Here is a 20,093-nt window from a genome sequence, read left to right as displayed (position 1 = left end):
TCGGCACGCGGAACCGAGCGACCCCAGCACCGCGCAGCACCGCCACCCCGCCGGCGCGGCTCGGGCAAGGCTTGAGCCACCCGGCATTCTCGGCCCACGCGAGAAGTGCTTGTGGCCGACCCCGACCTTGGCGCAGCCCCCGCCGCTCCCAGGGGGGCGTCCCAGGTCCAGTCTACCGGCGCCCACCGGCCACACTCGCCAAAACGGCCCGCGGCGGCCCGCTCATCCACATCACGGTGGGGCTGGGGACAACTGCCGGAGCCGGTCACCCGCCCGGCGTCCTCGGCACTTCGTCGACGACCTCGACACCGCGTTCGCCGAGGTGGCGCGCGTGCTGAAGCCGGGCGGGAGGTTCGTGCTGGGCATCGGCGACCCGGAGACGATGAGCCGGGCACCGCTGTTCACCGAGCACGGCTTCCGCATCCACCCGGTGACCGACGTCGAGGCCGCACTCGCCCGCGCCGGACTGGACGTGCGCCGCCACGAAAACCTCGGCGCCGGACAGCTCGGGTTCCACCTGCTCGTGTCCAGGAAATGACAAGCGGGGCCCGGCTCGCGCCGGACCCCGCTCGCGGAAACCGCCTTACTTCGCCGCCACGCCCAGGGCCGCCAGGGCCGGGCCGGCCATGATCACGCCGCTGCCCGTCACCGTGTCGAAGCCCGCCGGGCCCAGGTCGATCGACGACGACACCAGGGCCGTGCGGATCTGGGCCGGGGTCGCCGTCGGCTTGCCCGACAGGAGCAGGGCCGCGATCGCCGCCGCGTGCGGGGCCGCCGCCGACGTTCCGAAGAACGGCTGGAAGCCCGGCACCGACGTCGCCACGCCGTCGGCCGCGGTGATGTCCGGCTTGTTGCGGACCGTGCCGCCGGTCGAGGACACGTTGCCCGGGGTGATCGCCGTGCCGTCGGCGTTGTAGAACACGCGGCGCTTGCCGTCGGAGGAGAACCGCTCCCACTTGCTCGACGCCGTGTACAGGCCGGGGTACGGGCCCGTCGGGTTGGCCGGGTCACCGGTCTCGAGGGGACGGCTGAACGCGCCCGCCGCCGGCGCCGCCGCCACGCTGAACGCGTTGACCGCGGCCGAGTGGCCGCTCGTGACGCCGTTGGTGCTGAACGCCTTGAGCGAGCCCGAAGCCACGAAGCGGCCGCGGATCACGTTCAGCGCGATGTACCGGTCGGCACCGCTGTACTTGACCACCGCGACCTTGAAGCCGGAGCCGCTGGTGGGCACGGACGCGATCTCGTACGGGTTCTGCGTCCCGGACTGCGCGTTCTCGCTGGAGGCCACGACGCTGCCCGCGGAGTTCAGGATGAACAGGTCGTAGTCGTTGGCGGACTTGCCCCACGGGTCCGACCAGAACAGCGTCACCGGACGGCCGAGCGAGCCGGCCGAAAGCGCGTCGAAGTTCTGTGTGGTGCTGCTCGGGTCGAAGTCGTGCGGCGTGCCGGTGACGCCGCTGATCTTCGACGCCGACGCGCGGAAGTCACCCTCGTAGTAGCCGCTGGTGCCGTCGGTCGCGTTGCCCGAGTTGCCCGCCGAGGAGAAGTACAGCGCGCCGGCCGCGGTCACGTCGTTGACCGCCTGCGCGACCTGCGTGTCCTGGAACGGCGACTCGTCGAAGTAGGAGACGTCGTCGACGATGATCTGGCACTTGCCGGTGGTGCGCAGCGCGCGGATGTTCGCGGCGAAGCTGGCCTCGCTGGTGAACGCGGTGGCGAAGCCGAGGGTCGCGTTCGGCGCGAGGTCGTGGATGATCTCGAGCATCGCGGTGCCCTCGTCGCCGCTGCCCTTCTGGCCGGCCAGGACGTCCACCGCGGGCAGCTCGCCGGCGCTCTGCGACTTCGCCAGGGAGTCGACGCCGTCGGAGAGCACGCACACCTTCACGCCGGAGCCGCTGACGCCGTAGGTGGTGCGGGCGGTGTCGGCGCCGTGCGCCTTGTCCCCTTCGGACACCTGCGTCGCGGCGGCGGCCTGCTTGGCCGCGGCTCGGGCGGCCTGGCGGAGGTCGCGGTTGCCCGGCTCGCTCCACGTGGTGGCCTGCGCGGCGGGCTTCACCTCGGTGACGTCGGCCCGGCCGGCGATCGCGTCCAGGGCGGACAGCGGCAGGTCGGCGCGGACGGCACCGTCCGGCGAGACGGACCGGACGGAGCCGCCCGCCGCCTTGACGGCGTTCGCGACGGCCTTCCCGTGGGTGGCGATGTCGACCGAGACGGTGCCGGCGTTGCTGACGCCGACGCCGGAGCGGTATTCCGGCAGCTTCGCGGCCAGCGACCGGTCGGCCCGCAACCGCTTCTCGACGACCAGCTGGCTCGATTGCTTGCGCTCCGCGGGGCTCAGGCTCTTCTTGATGCTCTGCAGTGCGCTGATGCCCGCTTCGGTGCGCGCGGCGGCCGCGTCCACGGTGGACGGCTGCGCCGCCGAGACCCCCGTCGTCAGCAGCAGCGCGCCGACCGTCAGCGGAACCGCGTGCGCGGCGACCCGGCTGAATCTCACCATCGATGTCTCCCTGTGCTACTCGGCCACTCGACCGAATGACACCCGACTGGGTGTAATGGGGAGAATCTAAGGAGCGACCGGCCCGGATTCCAGCGACCAAAGTCGGGAACGCCCTTCAGTCCACATACTGGAACAGCCAGAGTCTTCAGGGAAACGTGAGAACTATTTTTCCGCGGCCGTGTCCGGTTTCGATTTCCCGGTGCGCGGCGACGGCCTCGGTGTACGGGTAGGCCCGGCGCACGAGGAAGCGCAAGTCACCCTTGGCGTAGAGCGCGGCCAGCTCGGCGAGCCGCGCGGCCGAGCGCCCGGACTTCGAGAGGAGAACACCGAGGTCCGCGGCCCGGTGGTGGTCGACGAGAGTGAGGATCCGGTCCCGCTCCTTCACCAGTTCGAGCGAGACGTCGAGCGCCTCCCCGCCGGCCCCGTCGAGCACGACGTCGATCCCCTGCGGCGCGGCGGCCTCGACGCGGCCTTTCAGGCCTTCGCCGTAGACGACGGGGGTCGCGCCCAGCTCGCGCAGGTAGTCCTGGTTGGCCTCGCTCGCGGTGCCGACCACCCGCGCGCCCCGCAGGCGCGCGAGCTGCACGGCGGCGGTGCCGACCGACCCGGCGGCGCCGTGGACGAGGAGCGTCTCCCCGGCGCGCAGGTTCAGGTTTTCCAGCGCGATGGACGCGGTCTGCGTCCCGGCGGTGAACCCGCCGGCCACCTCCCACGGCATTTCCGGCGGCTTCGGCGTGACATCGGTGGCGGGGACGACGATGTACTCGGCGGCGGCCTGGACGGCGGTGAAGCCGAGAACCTCGGTCCCGGCCTCGAGTTCGCCCTCGTCGACGACGCCGGCGAACTCGTTCCCGGGCACCCGCGGCCAGGTGAGCTTCAGGTTCGGCGGTTCCCACCCGGCCCGCACGGCGGCGTCGTACGGCTGCACCCCGGCGGCCTTGACCCGCACCCGGACCTCCCCCGGCCCGGCGTGCGGTTCCGGTAGGTCGAGGACGCGGAGCACTTCGGGCCCGCCGAATTCGGTGAATGCTACGGCTTTCATGGCCCCAGCTTGATACTTCAAGTTAACTGGAAGTCAAGACGGTCAGTTCCGGCCACCGGGCCAGCCACCGCGCGACCTTCCGCTCGAACACCTCGCGCGGCGCGAGGACAGGGTTCGGCCGGACGATCATGGCGAAGAGATCGTCGAGCCCGTGCGGCGCGTGGAAGTGCCACGAGCCGTCCTTGCCGGCCCGCACCCCGACGCACGAGCAGACGGCGGGAAAGGCGTCGATCGCCGCCTCGGTGTTCGCGAAGGGCGGACAGGGCGTGCCGAACTTCGCTTCGTACCAAAGGTGCACACGAGCCTCGTTGCGCACTTCGACGATGACCGGAAGGTCGGCGCACGAGGCGGCGACCGACCGGATGACGCGGTCTTCCGCCGCCCAGCTCAGGTCCGCGGGGTCGTGGTAGAAAAGGTCGTAGTCCTCGATGCCGTGCGCCGCTTCCCGGCCGGTCAGCACGTTCCACGCGGTCTGCACGACGCACCCGGCGGTGAGGTACCAGTTCGGCAGCCCGAACCCCCGCGCCCGCCCGAGCAGCTCGACGAGGATTTCGTTGCGCGTCAGGATGGTGCGGAGCCGGTCGAGGTCCGTCATCTCTTCATCGTAGGCTGGCGGGCATGGGCCAGATCGAGATCCGCCGCGCCACGCCGGGTCAGGCCGGCACCCTGACCGCCCTGATGCACGCTTCCTCGGCCTACCAAGGCGAGTACGCGTCCATCTTGGACGGTTACGCGATCGCGCCCGGGTACGTCGAGGCCAACCCGACCTTCGTCGCCACCCGGGATGGCGAGATCCTCGGCTTCTACGCGCTCCTCGAAGCGGAGCTCGACCTGCTCTTCGTCGCCGACCGCGCGCAGGGGCTCGGCATCGGCGCCCGGCTGGTGGCGCACATGCTCGCCGAGGCGCGGGAGCGCGGGCTGGACAGCGTGCGCGTCGTCTCGCACCCGCCCGCGCTGGCCTTCTACGTCCGGATGGGTGCGCGGCGCACCGGCACGATCCCGGCGGCACCGCCGAAGGTGCGCTGGGACCGGCCGGAGCTCCGCTTCGACGTCCCTACATGTTGATCATGTGACCCGCGAGGCCGTGGATGGCCTCCTTCACCGCTTCGCCCAGCGTCGGGTGGGCGTGGACGTTGCGGGCGACCTCGTGCACCGTCAGGTCCCACTGCTGAGCGAGCGTGAGCTCCGGCAGCAGCTCCGTCACGTCCGGGCCGATGAGGTGCCCGCCGATCAGCTCGCCGTGCTTCGCGTCGCTGATCAGCTTCACGAAGCCGGCCGCGTCGCCCAGGCCGTGGGCCTTGCCGTTGGCCGTGAACGGGAACTTCGCCACCTGGACGTCGAAGCCCTTCTCGCGGGCCTGCGCCTCCGTCCAGCCGAAGCTGGCGATCTGGGGCTGGCAGTACGTCGCGCGCGGGATCATCGGGAAGTCGAGCTCCATCGTCTCGGCGCCCGCGATGGTCTCCGCCGCGACCACGCCCATCGACTCCGACGCGTGCGCCAGCATCAGCTTCGCCGTGACGTCGCCGATCGCGAAGATGTGGTCGACGTTCGTGCGGCCGCGGCCGTCCACGGCGATCGCGCCGCGTTCGGTCAGGGCCACGCCCGTCTTTTCCAGGCCGTAGCCCTCGACGCGCGGCTGGAAGCCGATCGCCTGCAGCACCTTGTCGGCTTCGAGGACCTGCTGCCCGTTCTTCTCCGACGACACCGTCACGCGCACGGACGAGCCCGAGTCGTCGATCGACTCGACGCGGGTCGACGTCAGCACCTTGATGCCGAGCTTGCGGTACCGGCGCGCCAGCTCCGCCGAGACCTCGGCGTCCTCCAGCGGCACCATCCGGTCGAGGAACTCGACGATGGTGACGTCGACACCGTAGTTGTGCAGCACGTAGGCGAACTCGACGCCGATCGCGCCCGCGCCGGCGATCACGATGCTCGACGGCAGCTCGCTGGAGAGGATCTGCTCCTCGTACGTGACGACGCGCTCGCTGCGCGAAGTCCCGGGCAGCAGCCGCGTGGTCGCGCCGGTCGCGATGACGCAGTGGCCGAACGTGATCCGCTCGCCGTTGACCTCCAGGGTGTGGTCGTCGACGAACGTGCCGTGCCCGTCGAACTCGGTGATCTTGTTCTTCTTCATGAGGAAGTGCACGCCCTTGACGCGCCCGTCGGCGACCTTCCGGCTGCGCTCGTACGCGGCCGTGTAGTCGACGCGGATCGGGCTGTCGGAGGAGATGCCGAACGCCTTCGCCTCCTGCGTGACGACGTGCGCCAGTTCGGCGTTGCGCAGCAGCGCCTTCGACGGGATGCACCCGACGTTCAGGCAGACGCCACCCCAGTACTTCTCCTCGACCACGGCGGCGCTCAGCCCCAGCTGCGACGCGCGGATCGCCGCGACGTAGCCGCCCACCCCGGCCCCCAGCACGACGACATCAAAGTGTTGTGCACTCATGCCTCGAAACTACCCTTCCGGGCAGGGCTCGGCGGGGTGACCCGGGCCTCACGCCGCAACCAGCTCGCGCAGCGCCTCGACCACCTCCCCCGGCCGTTCCTCGGGCAGGAAGTGCCCGCAGTCGAGCACGCGCGTCCGCAGGTCCGGCGCCCACGAACCCCATACCGCCGCCGGGTCGAAGGGCAGCTCACCATCCGGCCGCTGCCACAGCGCCGCCACCGGCATCGTCAGCCGGCGCCCCGCCGCGCGGTCGGCCGCGTCGTGCTCCGCGTCCACCGTGGCGCTCGCGCGGTAGTCCGCGCAGACCGCCGCGATCGCCTCCGGCGTCGAAGCCGCCGCCAGGTATGCCGAGCGGACCGTCGGCGGGATCGCCGCCGGATCGCGCACCCAGCCGGCCAGGAAGTGCCCGAAGAACTCCGCGGGCGCCGCCGCCAGCATCCGCTCCGGCAGCGGCGGCGGGTGCGCCAGCAGGAACAGGTGGAACGCGAACACCCCGGCCGTTCCCGTGAGCGACTCCCACAGGTCGACCGCCGGGATGACATCCAGCACCGCCAGGTGACTGACCGCCGACGGGTGGTCGAGCGCCGCCCGGAACGCCACCAGCGCGCCCCGGTCGTGGCCGGCCAGGGCGAACCGGTCATGGCCCAGCGCGCGGGCCAGCGCCACGACGTCCGCCGCCAGCCGCCGCTTCGAATAGTCGCCCGGTGGTTTGTCGCTGCCGCCGTAGCCACGCAGGTCGGGGCAGATCACCCGGTGGTCGCGCGCGAGCCGCACCGCCACCTCCCGCCAGGCGAGGTGGGTCTGCGGAAACCCGTGCAGCAGCACGACCGGCGGCCCGGCGCCGCCCTGGGCGACGCCGAGGCGCACGTGCCCGACGGGGATCCGCTGGTAGGAGAACCCGGAAATCGTCATGCCGGCAGGTTCTCACCCACCACCGACAATCTCAGGCAGCCACCGACGGCCGCTCGCCGCGGATCGACACCAGCAGCTCGGTGATCGCGGCCATGATCCGCGCCGTCGCCTCCTCCAGCACCGCGCGGGTCAGCTCGCGGCCGGCGAGGTCCGACAGGTCGACCGGCGGCCCGGCGACCAGCTCCACCGTCTTGCGCGGCAGCGCGTGCGGGAACTTCGCCGTCGACGGCAGCAGGTGGTGAGTCCCCCAGTTGGCCACCGGGATCACCGGCGCCCCGGTCTCCAGCGCCGCCCGCACCACGCCGGTCTTGCCGCGCATCGGCCAGCCGTCCGGGTCGTTCGAGAACGTGCCTTCCGGGAAGATCGCGACGCACTCGCCGGCCCGCACGGACGCCACCAGGTCGCGGTAGGCCTCCGCGGCCGTCGCCGCGCCGCGGTAGACCGGGATGTGCCGTCCCGAGCGCATCACGCGACCGACCACCGGCAGCTTCCAGAGCGACGCCTTCGCCAGGTAGCGCGGCACGCGGCCGGCGGCGAGGCAGAACGCCGTCAACGTCGTCGGGTCGGCGAACGACAGGTGGTTCGACGCCACCAGCACACCGCCGGACTTCGGGATGTGGTGCGAGCCCCGCACCCGGAACCGGGTGGTCTGGACGAGGAACTGCCAGACCACCTCGATGGCGACGCTGTACCAGGCGCCACGGCCGGCGCGGGCGAAGCGCCGGCCGTAGGCGATCATCTGGCGTCGGGTGAGCAGCTCACCCTCGAGGTCCAGCGCGGTCCAGCGGTCGGTCATGAGTGTCATTCGTAGCCCACGACCACCCGGATCGGCCCGCGCCCGCGCCGAACGCGGCGCAGATCACAGCAAAACTTCAGAGCCGCTCGAGCACCACGACGGGGATTTCGCGGTCGGTCTTCTTGGCGTATTCGTTGTAGTCCGGCCAGACGGCGGCGAGCTTGTCCCACAGCTTCGCGCGCTCCTCGCCGGAGGTCGTGCGCGCGCGGGCCTTGAACTTGTCCGCCTTGATCTGGACGCCGACCTCGGGGTGCTCGACCAGGTTGAAGTACCAGCCGGGGTGGTTCGGCGCGCCGCCCTTGGAGGCCACGATCACCGCGTTGCCGTCGACCTCCTGGTAGATCAGCGCGAACTTGCGCTCCTGGCCCGTCTTGCGGCCCTTGGTGGTCAAGACCAGTGTCGGGACGCCTTCCTGCCAGTCGTGGCCGACCTCGCCGTCGGTCTCCTCGTAACGGCGGACGTGCTCGTCACCGAACAGCATGCGTGGTTCCTTTCGCGTCGATCGGCAGTGGCGGGCTCACCACTGGGGAGTTCTCCTGGTGTGCAACACACCTGCCGCACGCGATCTTCCCGGCGGTTTTCACTCGTTCGGGGGAGGTCCCCCGAGCAGCGGCTTCTCGCGACACACCCTCCGCCCAGTAGATTGCACCGACCGAGCACGCCGAGACACTCGAGACCGATCTTGGAGGAGCCAGCCATGAAGGCCCGGCCGCACGTGACACTCGAAGACGTGGCACGCAGCGCGAACGTCTCGCTCGCGACGGCGTCGCGGGTGCTCAACGGCACCGCCTCCGTCCGCGCCGACCTGCGGGAGCGGGTGTCCGCCGCCGCGGCCGAGCTGGCCTACGCCCCCAACGCGCACGCCCAGGCCCTCGCCGGCGGCACCCACCGCACGGTCGGCGTGATCTGCCACGACGTCAGCGACCCGTACTTCGCGGCCATCGCGGGCGGGGTGATGCGGGTGGCGACCGACAACGGGCTGCTCGTCATGCTGGCCGGCACGTTCCGCGACCCCGACCGCGAAGTCGCGTACGTCTCGACGCTGCGCGCCCAGCGGGCCGCGGCCATCCTGCTGATCGGCTCGGCGTTCGAAGACCGGGCGTGGGAACGCGCGATGGCCGCCGAGCTGGAGCCCTACCGCCGCGGCGGCGGCCAGGTCGCGGCGGTCAGCAGGCACCGCGGGCTCAAGATCGACACCGTGCAGCCGGACAACAAGGGCGGCGCCGCGGCGCTGGCGAAGGAACTGGTCGGCCTCGGCCACAAGCGGTTCGCCGTGCTGGCCGGGCCGCGGCGGCTGAGCACCGTGATCGACCGGCTGGCCGGGTTCTCCGGCGAGCTGGCCGCGCACGGCATCGAGCTGCGCGAAGACGACGTCGTCGAGGCCGCGTTCAGCCGCGACGGCGGGTACGAGGCGACGAAGCGGCTGATCGCCGGCCGCAAGCGCAAGCTGCCGACCTGCCTGTTCGCCGTCACCGACGTGATGGCGATCGGCGCGCTGACGGCGTTGCGCGAGGAAGGCCTGTCCGTGCCCGGCGACATCTCGGTGGCCGGGTTCGACGACATCCCGGTCGTCCGCGACCTGGCCCCGGCGCTGACCACGGTGCGGCTGCCGCTGGAGGAACTCGGCGAACGCGCGATGGACCTGGCGATCAAGGGCTCCGCGGGCGCCCGGCCGCGGACGGTCCGGCTGTCCGGGGAGGTCGTCCTGCGCGAAAGCACCGGCCGCCCCAAGCGCTGACCCACCGGGCCTTGCCGCGGGCGCGGCACAGGCCCTACCGTGGGTTGAGAAAGCGCTTTCTTCCCCTTCCGGAGGTCCTCGATGCTCGTGCTCCCGGCCCCCGGCGGCGAGCTGCTGAACTGGTCACCGTCCGGTTCCCGGCCCCCCGCACCCCCGCCGGCGCCACCGTCGGCGCGCATCGCCTACGCCGCCGCGCACGTCGTCGCGGACGCGCTGGCCGACGAGCCCTACGCCGTGGACTGGGACACGACACTGGCGTTCCGCGAGCACCTCTGGTCGTGCGGGCTGGGCGTCGCGGAGGCGATGGACACCGCGCAGCGCGGCATGGGCCTCGACTGGGCGACGACACAGGACCTGGTAACCCGCACCGGCGCGGCCGCGGCCGGGCGGCGCTGGTGCGCCGGGGTCGGCACCGACCAGCTGCCGCCCGGACCGGCCACCATCACGTCCATTGTGGACGCCTGGCGCGAGCAGCTCGCCCTGGTCGCCGGCGCGGGCGCGGTCCCGGTCGTCATGGCCAGCCGCGCGCTCGCCGCGGCGGCGACGGGCCCGGACGACTACCACGCGGCGTACGGGAAGCTGCTGTCCGAGGAGGGCGGTCCGGTCCTGCTGCACTGGCTGGGCGAGCAGTTCGACCCGGCGCTGGCCGGCTACTGGGGCCACGCCGACGTCCGCGCCGCCGCCCGCGAGCTGGCGGCGCTCTGCACCGAGCACGCCGCCACGATCGCCGGGGTGAAGGTCTCGGTGCTCGACGCCGAGGTCGAGATCGAGTTCCGGCGGGCGCTCCCGGACGGCGTCGCCTGCTACACCGGCGACGACTTCAACTACCCCGAGCTGATCGCCGGGGACACCGAAGGGCACAGCGAAGCCCTGCTCGGCATCTTCGACCCGCTCGCTCCGATCGCCGGGGCCGCGCTGCGTTGCCTGGACGACGGCGACCGGGCCGGGTTCCGTGCCCTGCTCGACCCGACCGTGCCGCTGTCCCGCGAGATCTTCCGCGCGCCGACCCGGCACTACAAGACGGGTGTCGTGTTCCTGGCGCACCTCAACGGCCACCAGGACCACTTCCGGATGATCGCCGGGCAGGAGTCCGCACGCACCATCACCCACCTGGCGACGCTGCTGCGGCTCGCCGACGAGGCCGGCGTCCTGGCCGACCCCGACCTGGCCGAGGCCCGGATGCGGCCGCTGCTGCAGGTCGCGGGGGTCGTGTGATGGATCCCCGGCTGAGCCTCAACCAGATCACCACGAAGTCCTGGACGCTGCCCGAGGCGGTGGCCGGCTGCGCCGAGGCTGGCGTCGGCTGGATCGGGCTGTGGCGGGACAAGGTCGCCGAAACCGGCGTCGACGAGGCCGCGCGGCTGCTCAAGGAGCACGGTGTGCGGGTTTCGTCGTTGTGCCGCGGTGGGTTCTTCACCGGCGTGACACCGGAAGGGTCCCCTGTGGACGGTGTGGCGCAGACCCGCGAGGCGATCGACGAAGCCGCCGCGCTCGGCGCCGACGTGCTCGTGCTGGTCGTGGGCGGGATCGCGGGCAACGACCTGGCCGCGTCCCGGCAGCGGGTCGCCGACGCGGTCGGCGAGCTCGCGCCGTACGCCGGGGAGCGCGGGGTCCGGCTCGGCCTGGAGCCGCTGCACCCGATGCAGTGCGCGGAGCGGTCGGTGCTGTCCACTGTGGACCAGGCGCTGGCGATCGCGGTGGCACATCCGGCCGAGCAGGTCGGGGTGATCGTCGACGAGTTCCACGTCTGGTGGGACCCGCGGATCGAGGAGTCGATCGCCGCGGCCGCCGGCCGGATCGCCGGGTTCCACGTGTGCGACGTCCTGGTGCCGCTGCCGGACCCGCTGCTGGGCCGCGCCCTGCCCGGCGACGGCCCGATCGACCACCGCCACCTGCGCGCGGCCGTCGAGGCGGCGGGGTATGCCGGGCCGATCGAGGTCGAGGTGTTCAACGCGGACCTGTGGGCCCGGCCCGGGGCGGACGTGCTCGCCGAGACCGTTACGGCGTTCGAGCGATACGTGGCCTGAAGCCGTCCGCCTGGCGGTACGCTGGATCCATCAGGCGGACGGGGGTCGCTCATGAAGACAGACGAAGACGGATCGGTCCGGAGCGTGCTCCGCGCGTTCGACCTGCTCGCCCTCTTCACCGAACACCGCCCGACCTGGGCGGTCAAGGACCTCACCACGGCCAGCGGCCTGGCGAAGACGACCGTGCTGCGGCTGGTCAGCACCTGCGAACAGCGCGGCCTGCTCTGGGCGCGGCCCGACGGGCGGTTCACCGTCGGGCCCGGGATGCTGCGGTGGGCGCAGCTGGCGAACACGGCTTGGCGGCTGCCCGAGCCGGTCCGGCAGGTGCTGCGCGACCTGGCGCGGGAGTGCCGGGAGACGGTGAACCTCTACGTGCGCAGCACCTCCGTGCTGGTGTGCGTGGCCCAGCAGGAGGGCCCGCTGGCCATCCGGCACGTCGGCCGCGTCGGCGACGAGCTGCCGCTCGGGTTCGGAGCCGCCGGGCGCGTCCTCGACGGCACCGAGGGCGCCGCGGTCGCCCACGGCGAGCCGGAGGCCGGCGCGTCCAGCGTCGCGACGCCGGTGCACGACGGCGACGGGCGGCTGCTCGCCGCCCTCGCCGTCACCGGGCCCAGCAGCCGGTTCGGGCCCGGCGAAGTCGCTGCGTTCACCGAAGCCCTCGCCGCCGCTTCACTGCGGATATCGCAGATCGGACTCGGCACGCGGACGGAATAGGCCACAGTCACCCGGCGCGCGGCGGGATGTTGGTTAGGCTTCCCGGCATGCCGAACCTGCTGGTGGTGGAAGACGACGCGGCGATCGGCAGCGTGCTCGAATCGACCCTGCGACTGCACGGTCACCAGGTGTGCTGGGCCCGCGACGGGCGGGCGGCCCTGCGCGCCGCCGAACCCGGCGAATTCGACCTCGTGCTGCTCGACCTCGGCCTGCCCGACCTCGACGGCGTCGAGGTCTGCCGCCGGCTGCGGGCCGCGCTGCCCGCCGCGGTGCTGGTGATCCTCACCGCACGGCAGGAGGAAATGGACGTCGTCGTCGGCCTCGACGCCGGTGCCGACGACTACCTCACCAAGCCGATCCGGCTGGGCGAGCTGCTGGCCAGGGTGCGGGCGCACCTGCGGCGCGGCGGGCCGGCCGGGGCCCGGCCACCGGTGACCATCGGCGGGCTGACCGTCGACATCGCCGGCCGCCGCGCCACCCTGGGCGGGCGCGAGGTGGTCCTGCGCGCCAAGGAGTTCGACCTGCTGGCCCGGCTCGCCGAGCAGCCCGGCGTCGCGGTCAGCCGCGAGACGCTGATGTCCGAGGTCTGGGACGCGCACTGGTACGGCTCGACGAAGACGCTCGACGTGCACATCGCGGCGGTGCGCCGCAAGCTCACCGCGGCCGCCGGACCCGACGACGAGGTGCCGCGGATCGCCACCCTGCGCGGGCACGGCTACCGGCTGGAAGACCCGGCCCGCACCGCCGCCGAAGGGTAGCCGTGCGCCGCAAGATCACCTCGCTGACGGTGCTGGCGGCCCTGGTCGCGACCCTGTTGTTCGCGCTGCCGCTGGGCTTCGCGGTGTGGCAGTACTACCACGACGACGCGAAGGGCGACCTGGAGCGGGCCGCGGACGCCGCCGCGCTCGCCGTGTCGGGAGATCTGAACGCCGGGCGGCGGCCGACGGTGCCCCCGCTCGACGAGGAGGACGACGAAACCGCGGGCGAGGTCGGGATCTACGCCCCGGACGGGCGGCTGCTCGCCGGGCACGGGCCCGCCGTCGGCGGCCCGGTCGAGCTGGAGGCGGCCAAGGCCACGACGGACGTCGTCATCGGCCGCGAAGGCGACGAAATCGCGCTGGCGGTGCCGGTGGTCAGCGGCCCCCGGGTGACCGGCGTGGTCCGCGCCGCGCAGCCGCTGGCCGAGCTGAAGCTGCGGATCATCCTGACCTGGGTCGGCATGGCCGGGCTCGCGGTCGCGACGACCGGGGTGAGCTGGCTGCTGGCCCGGCGGTTCACCACGCGGCTGGTCCGGCCGCTGGAACAGCTGGCCGCCGCGGCCGAACGGCTCGGCGACGGCGACTTCACCGCCCGGTCGCCCCGCCCGGGCATCCCCGAGATCGACCAGGTCGGCGAGACGCTGGACGCCACGGCGGCCCGGATCGGCGAGACCCTGGAGCGCGAGCGGGCGTTCTCCGCGGAGGCGTCCCACCAGTTGCGCACGCCGCTGACCGGGCTGCGCCTGCAGCTCGAAGCCGCGCTGGAGACACCGGCGGCGGACCCGTACGCGGCCATCCGCGCCGGCATCGCGTCGGCCGACCGGCTGGAACGCACCATCGAGGATCTCCTGGCGCTCGGCCGCGAACGCCGGGCGCCCCGGGCCGAGCTGGACCTGGACGCGCTCCTCGACGAGGTCCGGCAGTCCGGCGAGGCGCTGCTCGGGCCGCAGGGGCGGACGGTGCGGATCCTCCGGGAGGAACCGCCTCCGGCGCGCGTGGCGGCCGCGGCGGTCCGGCAGGTGCTCGGCGTGCTGCTGGACAACGCGGCGACGCACGGCCGCGGCACGGTCACGGTCCTGGCCCGCGACGCCGGCGACGCGCTCGCCATCGACGTCGCCGACGAAGGCCCGGACCTCGGCGAGACGGACCCGTTCGCGACGACGCCCAGCGGCCACGGCATCGGCCTGCGCCTGGCCCGCAGTCTCGCCGAGGCCGAAGGCGGCCGCCTCCGGCTCAGCCGCCCCCACCCACCGACGTTCACCCTCCTCCTCCCGGCCGCCGACCCCACCACCCCAGCGTGATCCGCGGGGCATCACCCGTGACTGGAGGGGCATCTCGCGTGATTGGGCGGGCATCACGCGTGACTGGCGGGGCATCGGCGTGATGCCTCCCGGATCACGCGTGATGCCCCGCTGATCACGCTTGATGCCTTTCGGATCACGGGTGGCGGCTACATCGGGAAGGTCGTGCGGAAGGCGGCCGAGATCGGGGTGAGGTCGGCGATGAGGTGATCCAGCTCGGTGGGGGTCAGGGCGGAGTACGGCGGCTCGGCGAGGCGGTCGGTCAGGGCCTCGACGCGCTCCTTCGCGGCTCGGCCGTCGGGCGTGAGCCAGCCGTCCGGGCCGACCAGGCCGCGGGCGCGCATGCCGTCGATGACCGCGTCCAGCTGCGCGGCCGGGAGGTGCCAGACCCGGCCGAACTTCTCCGCGGGCAGGTCGACGGACAGGGCGTGCAGCACGTGGGCCTCCGTCCCGCCGATGCCCTCGGTCAGCAACGCGGCGGTGTGGCCGTCGCCGCGGTGCTCGCGCAGCAGGGTCGCCGCGTGCCACAGCCGGGCCACCGGCTCCCGCGGCACCGGGAGCGCGCGCAGGGCCGCGTAGAGCGGACGGCCCGTCACCGGGGCGCTCGTCGCCGCCTTCAGCAGGAGGTCGCCGGCTCGGGCGATCGCCGGGTCGCCGGCCAGGTCGCCGAGGATCCGGCGCATGCCCGCGACGCAGCCCCGCTCACGGGCGGCCAGCGCCGCTTCGGGCGTCGTCAGCTCCCAGACGCGGGGGATGTGGCGGGCCACCTCGCCCGGGGCGAAGTTGTAGAAGATCGCGTGGACGACCTCCGCCGGGACCGAACGGCCGAAGGGCGCGGCCCGGCCGGCGAAGTAGGCGTCCCACACGTTGCGCAGGCCCAGCGCCAGCAGCGCCTCGTCCGACTCGTCGGCGTAGTAGGGCACCAGGCCGATCGGCTCGACCAGGTCGTACATGCGGCGGGCGACGTGCGTCATCGGCATCCCCTGGGGTTCCGGCGGCGCCCTCGTGGCGGCCGCTCACCCACTCCACGAACAGCTCAGCCCGGATCCGACAACCCCGGGCGAAGCAAAATCCACTGCGGAACGAATCGCCAGGATCCGACGGTCCTGTGCAATGAATCACCTGTGATTCATCTGTACGCGCAACGTCCTCGTGTTTTGCGCTCCGGAAACGACCGTTACCGTCGTCGGCATGACTTTGCGAGCCGCGGCGGTGCGGCGGAAACCGGTCGCCGACCTGGTCGCCGAAGGTGATCATGGCACGTTGAAGCGGTCGCTCGGCCTCGGGCAGCTCACCATGCTCAGTATCGGCGCGACGCTCGGCAGCGGCATCTTCGTCGTGCTCGGCGAAGCCGTCCCGGTGGCCGGCCCGGCCGTGGTGCTCTCGTTCGTGCTCGCCGGCGTCACGGCGTTGTTCTCGGCACTGTCCTACGCCGAACTGGCCGGGATGATCCCGCTGTCCGGCTCGTCCTATTCCTACACCTACGCCACGCTCGGCGAGCTCGTCGCCTGGGTCTGCGGGTGGTGCCTGGTGCTCGAATACGGCGTCTCGGTCGCCTCCGTCGCCGTCGGCTGGGGCCAGTACCTCAACGAACTGCTGCGGCTGGCCTTCGGCTTCGCCATCCCGGACGCGCTGAGCCGGCCACCCGGCTCGGGCGGCGTCGTCAACGTGCCCGCCATCCTCGTCGTGGTCCTCGCCATGGTCCTGCTGCTGTCCGGGGCGAAGGAGAGCGCGCGGGCCAACGCGGTCATGGTCGTCATCAAGATCGGCACGCTGGTGCTGTTCTGCGCCATCGCGTTCAGCGCGGTGCAGGCGAAGAACTTCACGCCGTTCCTGCCACTCGGGCTGGCCGGGCTGAGCGCGGGCGGGGCCAAGCTGTTCTTCTCCTACATCGGTTTCGACGCGGCCTCGACCGCCGGCGAGGAGGCGAAGAACCCGCAACGTGACCTGCCGCGGGCGATCCTGCTCTCGCTCGGCATCGTCACCGTGCTGTACTGCCTGGTCGCCGTGGCCGCGGTCGGCGCGCTGCCGTGGCAGAAGTTCGACGGCCAGGAAGCGGCGCTCTCGCACGTGCTCGACGTCGTCTCGGACAACCCGTTCTGGGCCGGGCTGCTGGCCGTGGGCGCGATCGTGGCGATCTCCAGTGTCGTGCTGACCGTCCTCTACGGACAGACGCGCATCCTGTTCGCGATGTCGCGCGACGGCCTCGTCCCGGCCGCGCTGTCCAAAGTGGACGCCAAGACCGGCTCGCCGCGGATCAACACCCTCGTGGTCTCGGCCTTCGTCGCGGTCCTGGCCGCCTTCATCCCGCTCGGGAAGCTCGCCGACGCCACCAGCATCGGGACGCTGTTCGCGTTCGGGCTGGTCAACGTCGCCGTGCTGGTCCTGCGCCGCAGCCAGCCCGACCGGCCGCGGACGTTCCGCGTCCCGTTCTCGCCGGTCACGCCGATCCTGGGCGTGCTCTGCTGCGCGTACATGATGCTCAGCCTCGACGGCGCCACGTGGCTGGTCTTCGGCGCCTGGATGGTGGTCGGCCTGCTGATCTACTTCGGCTACGGGATCCGGAAGTCGAGGCTGGCATGAGGGTCGCCATCCACCAGGGACCGCTCGCCGACCTGCCCCGGATCGACGCCGACCTCGTCGTCACGGCGGAGATGATCACCACCGGCTACCACATCGGCGCGCGCACGCACGAACTCGCCGAACCCGCCGACGGCCCCACCGCGGCCCGGATGTCCGCGCTGGCCGTCGAAACCGGCACCGCGCTGGTGTACGGCTACCCGGAAACCGACGGCGAGCACGTCTACAACAGCGTCCAGCTCGTCGACGCGACCGGCAACCGGCTCGCCAACTACCGCAAGACGCACCTCTTCGGCGACCTCGACAAAGCCTGGTTCACCCCCGGCGACGAAGCCGTGGTGCAGGCCGACCTCGGCGGCGTCCGGATCGGGCTGCTCATCTGCTACGACGTCGAGTTCCCCGAGCTGGTCCGCGCGCACGCGCTCGCCGGCACCGAACTGCTGGTCGTGCCGACCGCGCTGATGAGCCCGTACGAGCTGGTCGCCGACACGCTCGTGCCCGCGCGGGCCTACGAAAGCCAGCTGTTCGTCGCCTACGCGAACCGCTGCGACACCGAGCGGGACCTGACCTACTGCGGGCGGTCCTGCGTCGTGGCCCCGACCGGCGAGGTACTGGCCCGCGCCGGTGCCGGGCCCGGGGTGATCACCGCCGACGTCACGCGGGCGGCGCTGACCGCGTCCCGCCTGGAGAACACCCACCTGGCCGACCGACGGCCCGATCTGTACCGAGGAACCACCGCATGACCTCCGCCGTTCCGACCGCGCTCCACCACGACGAACCGGCCGGCCGGCCGATCACGATGTTCGGCCCCGACTTCCCGTTCGCCTACGACGACTACCTCGCCCACCCGGCCGGCCTGGGCTCGGTGCCCGCCGAGCGGCACGGCACCGAGGTCGCCGTGATCGGCGGCGGCCTCTCCGGCATCGTCACCGCGTACGAGCTGATGAAGCTGGGCCTGCGGCCGGTGGTGTACGAAATCGCCGAGATCGGCGGCCGGCTGCGCACCGTGCGGTTCCCCGGCTGCCCGGACGACGTCGTCGCCGAGATGGGCGCGATGCGCTTCCCGCCCGCGTCGACCGCGCTGTTCCACTACATCGACAAGGTCGGCCTGGAGACGACGCCGTTCCCGAACCCCCTCGCCCCGGGGACGCCGAGCACGGTCGTCGACCTCAAGGGACAGAGCCACTACGCGCGCACGCCCGAAGACCTGCCCGCCGTCTTCCGCGAAGTCGCCGCGGCCTGGGACCGGACGCTGGCCGAGCACGCCTGTTTCGCCGAGATGCAGACGGCGATCCGCGACCGCGACGCGAAGACGATCAAGCGGCTGTGGAACGACCTGGTCCCGCGGCTGGACAACCAGACGTTCTACGGCTTCCTCTGCGACTCCCCCGCCTTCGCCTCCTTCCGCCACCGCGAGATCTTCGGCCAGGTCGGCTTCGGCACCGGCGGCTGGGACACCGACTTCCCCAACTCCATCCTGGAGATCCTGCGCGTCGTCTACACCGGAGCCGACGACGAGCACCGCAGCATCGTCGGCGGCAGCAGGCAGCTCCCGCTGCGGCTGTGGGAGCACACCCCGGCAGACACCGCTTTCTGGCCGGCCGGCACGAGCCTGAGCACGCTGCACGGCGGCCGGCCGCAGCCCGGCGTCGCGCGCCTGCACCGGACGGCACCCGGCAACATCACCGTGACGGACGCGCGCGGCCACATCCGGACGTTCCCGGCGGCGGTGTTCACCGCGCAGAGCTGGATGCTGCTGTCGAACATCGAGTGCGACGAAGCGCTGTTCCCGATCGACCACTGGACGGCGATCGAGCGCACGCACTACATGGCGTCGTCGAAGGTGTTCGTGCCGATCGACCGCCCGTTCTGGCTGGACCGCGATCCGGTGACCGGCCGCGACGCGCTGAGCATGACGCTCACCGACCGGATGCCCCGCGGCACGTACCTGCTCGGCGACGACCCGGCCAAGCCCGCGGTGATCTGCCTGTCCTACACGTGGGCCGACGACTCGCTGAAGTGGCTGCCGCTCTCGGTGAACGAGCGCGTCGAGGTGATGCTGCAGTCGCTGCGCGAGATCTACCCCGGTGTCGACGTCCGGCGGCACATCATCGGCGACCCGGTGACCGTGTCGTGGGAGGCCGAACCGCACTTCATGGGCGCGTTCAAGGCGAACCTGCCCGGCCACTACCGCTACCAGCAGCGGCTGTTCACGCACTTCGTGCAGGACGAGCTGCCCCGGGAGTACCGGGGCCTGTTCCTGGCGGGCGACGACATTTCGTGGACGGCGGGCTGGGCCGAGGGCGCGGTCCAGACCGCGCTGAACGCCGTGTGGGGCGTGCTGCACCACTTCGGCGGTTCCACCGATCCGGCGAATCCGGGCCCGGGTGACGGCTTCGCGGACCTCGCGCCGATCACGCTGCCGGACTGACCGTGCCCCGATCGTGGGGGCGCATCCGACATCGTGCTGACTACCCTGCCCGGCGCAACGGCCCGTGCGACGATGGGCGGATGAACACCGAGCCGGCGCCGAGATGGCGAAGACTGGAACCGGACGAACGGAAGGAACAGATCTACACCTGTGCGGCGCGGCTCTTCGGTGAGCGCCCGTATTCCGCAGTGTCCACTTCGGACATCGCCGCGGCGGCCGGCGTCGCGCGGGGGCTGATCAACCACTACTTCGGCACCAAACGCGAGCTGTACCTGGAAATCATCCGCCGCGCACTGACCGTGCCGCGGCTGGCCGTCGAGATCCTCCCCGACGGGCCGCTCGAACTGCGCGCCGACGTCGCCATCGAGTGGTTCCTCGACATGGTCACCAGCCAGGAGCGGATGTGGCTGGCCGCGATCGCGCCCGAGGGCATCGGCCGCGACCTCGAGGTGGAGCGCATCCTCGAGGAAGCCGACCGCGAATCCGCCGACCGCGTGCTGGAGGCCGTCGGGCTGTCGCGGGAAAGCGACCACGGGCCGGAGCTGAACGCGCTGGTGCGCGCGTTCGGCGGGATGGTGAAGTCGGCGGGCCGGGAGTGGCTGGTGCGCCGGTCGCTGACGCGCGACCAGGTGCACCTGCTGCTGTCGAAGTCGCTGGTGACGCTGGTCGGCGAGATCTTCCCGGCCATCCAGGCGCGGCCACCGCGCGGCGGACCGCCGTCACCGCGGCAGGGCGACCCCGGGTAGACCGAAGCCCCCGGCGCCACGAGGGGGAGGAGGGCGCCAGGGGCTCCGGGTCAGTGGGCGAACCACCGACGCACGCCCACGGTACGCCGAAGCACTGTCAAGTCG

At 72.3% G+C, this 20,093-nt stretch carries 20 protein-coding genes; 12 read left to right on the top strand and 8 right to left on the bottom strand.

Features of this window, described 5'->3' with window-relative positions; genetic code table 11:
- Positions 1 to 109 precede the first annotated feature (109 nt).
- A complete protein-coding gene (locus I4Q55_RS51155) occupies positions 110 to 538 on the top strand; it encodes a class I SAM-dependent methyltransferase (RefSeq protein ID WP_374194539.1) in 429 nt (142 codons plus the stop codon).
- Between the two features lie 45 nt (positions 539 to 583).
- Here the strand turns inward: I4Q55_RS51155 and I4Q55_RS43190 are convergent, their stop codons facing one another.
- From I4Q55_RS43190 to I4Q55_RS43180, 3 genes are all read right to left on the bottom strand, one after another.
- Positions 584 to 2,497, bottom strand: a complete 1,914-nt coding sequence (locus I4Q55_RS43190; protein WP_206796475.1) for a S8 family serine peptidase — start codon at positions 2,495 to 2,497, stop codon at positions 584 to 586.
- A gap of 145 nt (positions 2,498 to 2,642) precedes the next feature.
- Entirely contained in the window at positions 2,643 to 3,539 is an 897-nt protein-coding gene (locus I4Q55_RS43185) for an NADP-dependent oxidoreductase (protein WP_206796474.1), read from the bottom strand.
- Positions 3,540 to 3,561: 22 nt separating this feature from the next.
- Positions 3,562 to 4,134, bottom strand: coding sequence for a nucleotidyltransferase family protein (locus tag I4Q55_RS43180; RefSeq protein WP_206796472.1), 573 nt, complete (start codon positions 4,132 to 4,134; stop codon positions 3,562 to 3,564).
- Positions 4,135 to 4,157: 23 nt separating this feature from the next.
- Between I4Q55_RS43180 and I4Q55_RS43175 the strand changes: the two genes are divergently transcribed.
- Positions 4,158 to 4,604, top strand: coding sequence for a GNAT family N-acetyltransferase (locus I4Q55_RS43175; RefSeq protein ID WP_206796471.1), 447 nt, complete (start codon positions 4,158 to 4,160; stop codon positions 4,602 to 4,604).
- Here the strand turns inward: I4Q55_RS43175 and lpdA are convergent.
- The 4 genes from lpdA to I4Q55_RS43155 form a co-directional block, all read right to left on the bottom strand.
- Positions 4,594 to 5,985: a dihydrolipoyl dehydrogenase gene (gene lpdA, locus I4Q55_RS43170; RefSeq protein WP_206796469.1), complete on the bottom strand. Its 1,392-nt coding sequence runs from the start codon at positions 5,983 to 5,985 to the stop codon at positions 4,594 to 4,596. The two genes, I4Q55_RS43175 and lpdA, sit on opposite strands and share 11 nt — an antisense overlap.
- 48 nt (positions 5,986 to 6,033) lie before the next feature.
- Positions 6,034 to 6,897, bottom strand: coding sequence for an alpha/beta fold hydrolase (locus I4Q55_RS43165; protein ID WP_206796467.1), 864 nt, complete (start codon positions 6,895 to 6,897; stop codon positions 6,034 to 6,036).
- Between the two features lie 31 nt (positions 6,898 to 6,928).
- Positions 6,929 to 7,693, bottom strand: coding sequence for a 1-acyl-sn-glycerol-3-phosphate acyltransferase (locus tag I4Q55_RS43160; protein WP_206796466.1), 765 nt, complete (start codon positions 7,691 to 7,693; stop codon positions 6,929 to 6,931).
- Between the two features lie 76 nt (positions 7,694 to 7,769).
- Positions 7,770 to 8,174, bottom strand: a complete 405-nt coding sequence (locus I4Q55_RS43155; RefSeq protein ID WP_206796465.1) for a nitroreductase family deazaflavin-dependent oxidoreductase — start codon at positions 8,172 to 8,174, stop codon at positions 7,770 to 7,772.
- Between the two features lie 216 nt (positions 8,175 to 8,390).
- Here I4Q55_RS43155 and I4Q55_RS43150 point away from each other — a divergent pair, with 216 nt between their 5' ends.
- The 6 genes from I4Q55_RS43150 to I4Q55_RS43125 all read left to right on the top strand — a co-directional run bounded on the left by I4Q55_RS43150 (position 8,391) and on the right by I4Q55_RS43125 (position 14,231).
- Positions 8,391 to 9,431: a LacI family DNA-binding transcriptional regulator gene (locus I4Q55_RS43150; RefSeq protein WP_206796464.1), complete on the top strand. Its 1,041-nt coding sequence runs from the start codon at positions 8,391 to 8,393 to the stop codon at positions 9,429 to 9,431.
- Positions 9,432 to 9,512: 81 nt separating this feature from the next.
- A complete protein-coding gene (locus I4Q55_RS43145; protein WP_206796463.1) occupies positions 9,513 to 10,646 on the top strand; it encodes a DUF993 family protein in 1,134 nt (377 codons plus the stop codon).
- A complete protein-coding gene (locus I4Q55_RS43140) occupies positions 10,646 to 11,458 on the top strand; it encodes a sugar phosphate isomerase/epimerase (RefSeq protein ID WP_206796462.1) in 813 nt (270 codons plus the stop codon). The genes I4Q55_RS43145 and I4Q55_RS43140 overlap by 1 nt, the downstream gene beginning before the upstream one ends.
- 51 nt (positions 11,459 to 11,509) lie before the next feature.
- Positions 11,510 to 12,172, top strand: a complete 663-nt coding sequence (locus I4Q55_RS43135) for an IclR family transcriptional regulator (protein WP_206796460.1) — start codon at positions 11,510 to 11,512, stop codon at positions 12,170 to 12,172.
- 47 nt (positions 12,173 to 12,219) lie between these two features.
- Positions 12,220 to 12,930: a response regulator transcription factor gene (locus I4Q55_RS43130; protein ID WP_206796459.1), complete on the top strand. Its 711-nt coding sequence runs from the start codon at positions 12,220 to 12,222 to the stop codon at positions 12,928 to 12,930.
- A gap of 2 nt (positions 12,931 to 12,932) precedes the next feature.
- Positions 12,933 to 14,231, top strand: coding sequence for a HAMP domain-containing sensor histidine kinase (locus I4Q55_RS43125; RefSeq protein ID WP_206796457.1), 1,299 nt, complete (start codon positions 12,933 to 12,935; stop codon positions 14,229 to 14,231).
- Positions 14,232 to 14,380: 149 nt separating this feature from the next.
- Here I4Q55_RS43125 and I4Q55_RS43120 read toward each other — a convergent pair whose 3' ends face one another.
- On the bottom strand, positions 14,381 to 15,184 hold the full coding sequence (locus tag I4Q55_RS43120; protein ID WP_374194540.1) for a MarR family transcriptional regulator: 804 nt from the start codon (positions 15,182 to 15,184) through the stop codon (positions 14,381 to 14,383).
- Positions 15,185 to 15,422: 238 nt separating this feature from the next.
- Here I4Q55_RS43120 and I4Q55_RS43115 point away from each other — a divergent pair, with 238 nt between their 5' ends.
- The 4 genes from I4Q55_RS43115 to I4Q55_RS43100 all read left to right on the top strand — a co-directional run bounded on the left by I4Q55_RS43115 (position 15,423) and on the right by I4Q55_RS43100 (position 19,988).
- Positions 15,423 to 16,814, top strand: a complete 1,392-nt coding sequence (locus I4Q55_RS43115; protein ID WP_206796454.1) for an amino acid permease — start codon at positions 15,423 to 15,425, stop codon at positions 16,812 to 16,814.
- Positions 16,811 to 17,554 carry a carbon-nitrogen hydrolase family protein gene (locus tag I4Q55_RS43110; protein ID WP_206796453.1) on the top strand — a complete coding sequence of 248 codons (744 nt, stop codon included), beginning with the start codon at positions 16,811 to 16,813 and terminating at the stop codon, positions 17,552 to 17,554. The genes I4Q55_RS43115 and I4Q55_RS43110 overlap by 4 nt, the downstream gene beginning before the upstream one ends.
- Positions 17,551 to 19,242, top strand: coding sequence for an NAD(P)/FAD-dependent oxidoreductase (locus I4Q55_RS43105; RefSeq protein WP_206796452.1), 1,692 nt, complete (start codon positions 17,551 to 17,553; stop codon positions 19,240 to 19,242). The genes I4Q55_RS43110 and I4Q55_RS43105 overlap by 4 nt, the downstream gene beginning before the upstream one ends.
- Before the next feature lie 80 nt (positions 19,243 to 19,322).
- Positions 19,323 to 19,988 carry a TetR/AcrR family transcriptional regulator gene (locus I4Q55_RS43100; RefSeq protein ID WP_206796451.1) on the top strand — a complete coding sequence of 222 codons (666 nt, stop codon included), beginning with the start codon at positions 19,323 to 19,325 and terminating at the stop codon, positions 19,986 to 19,988.
- Positions 19,989 to 20,093 lie beyond the last annotated feature (105 nt).

Origin of the sequence: Amycolatopsis sp. MtRt-6 (assembly GCF_017308975.1) — a bacterium.
In the GTDB taxonomy this organism is placed as follows: Bacteria; Actinomycetota; Actinomycetes; order Mycobacteriales; family Pseudonocardiaceae; genus Amycolatopsis.
This window is presented reverse-complemented; position numbering and strand designations above follow the sequence as displayed.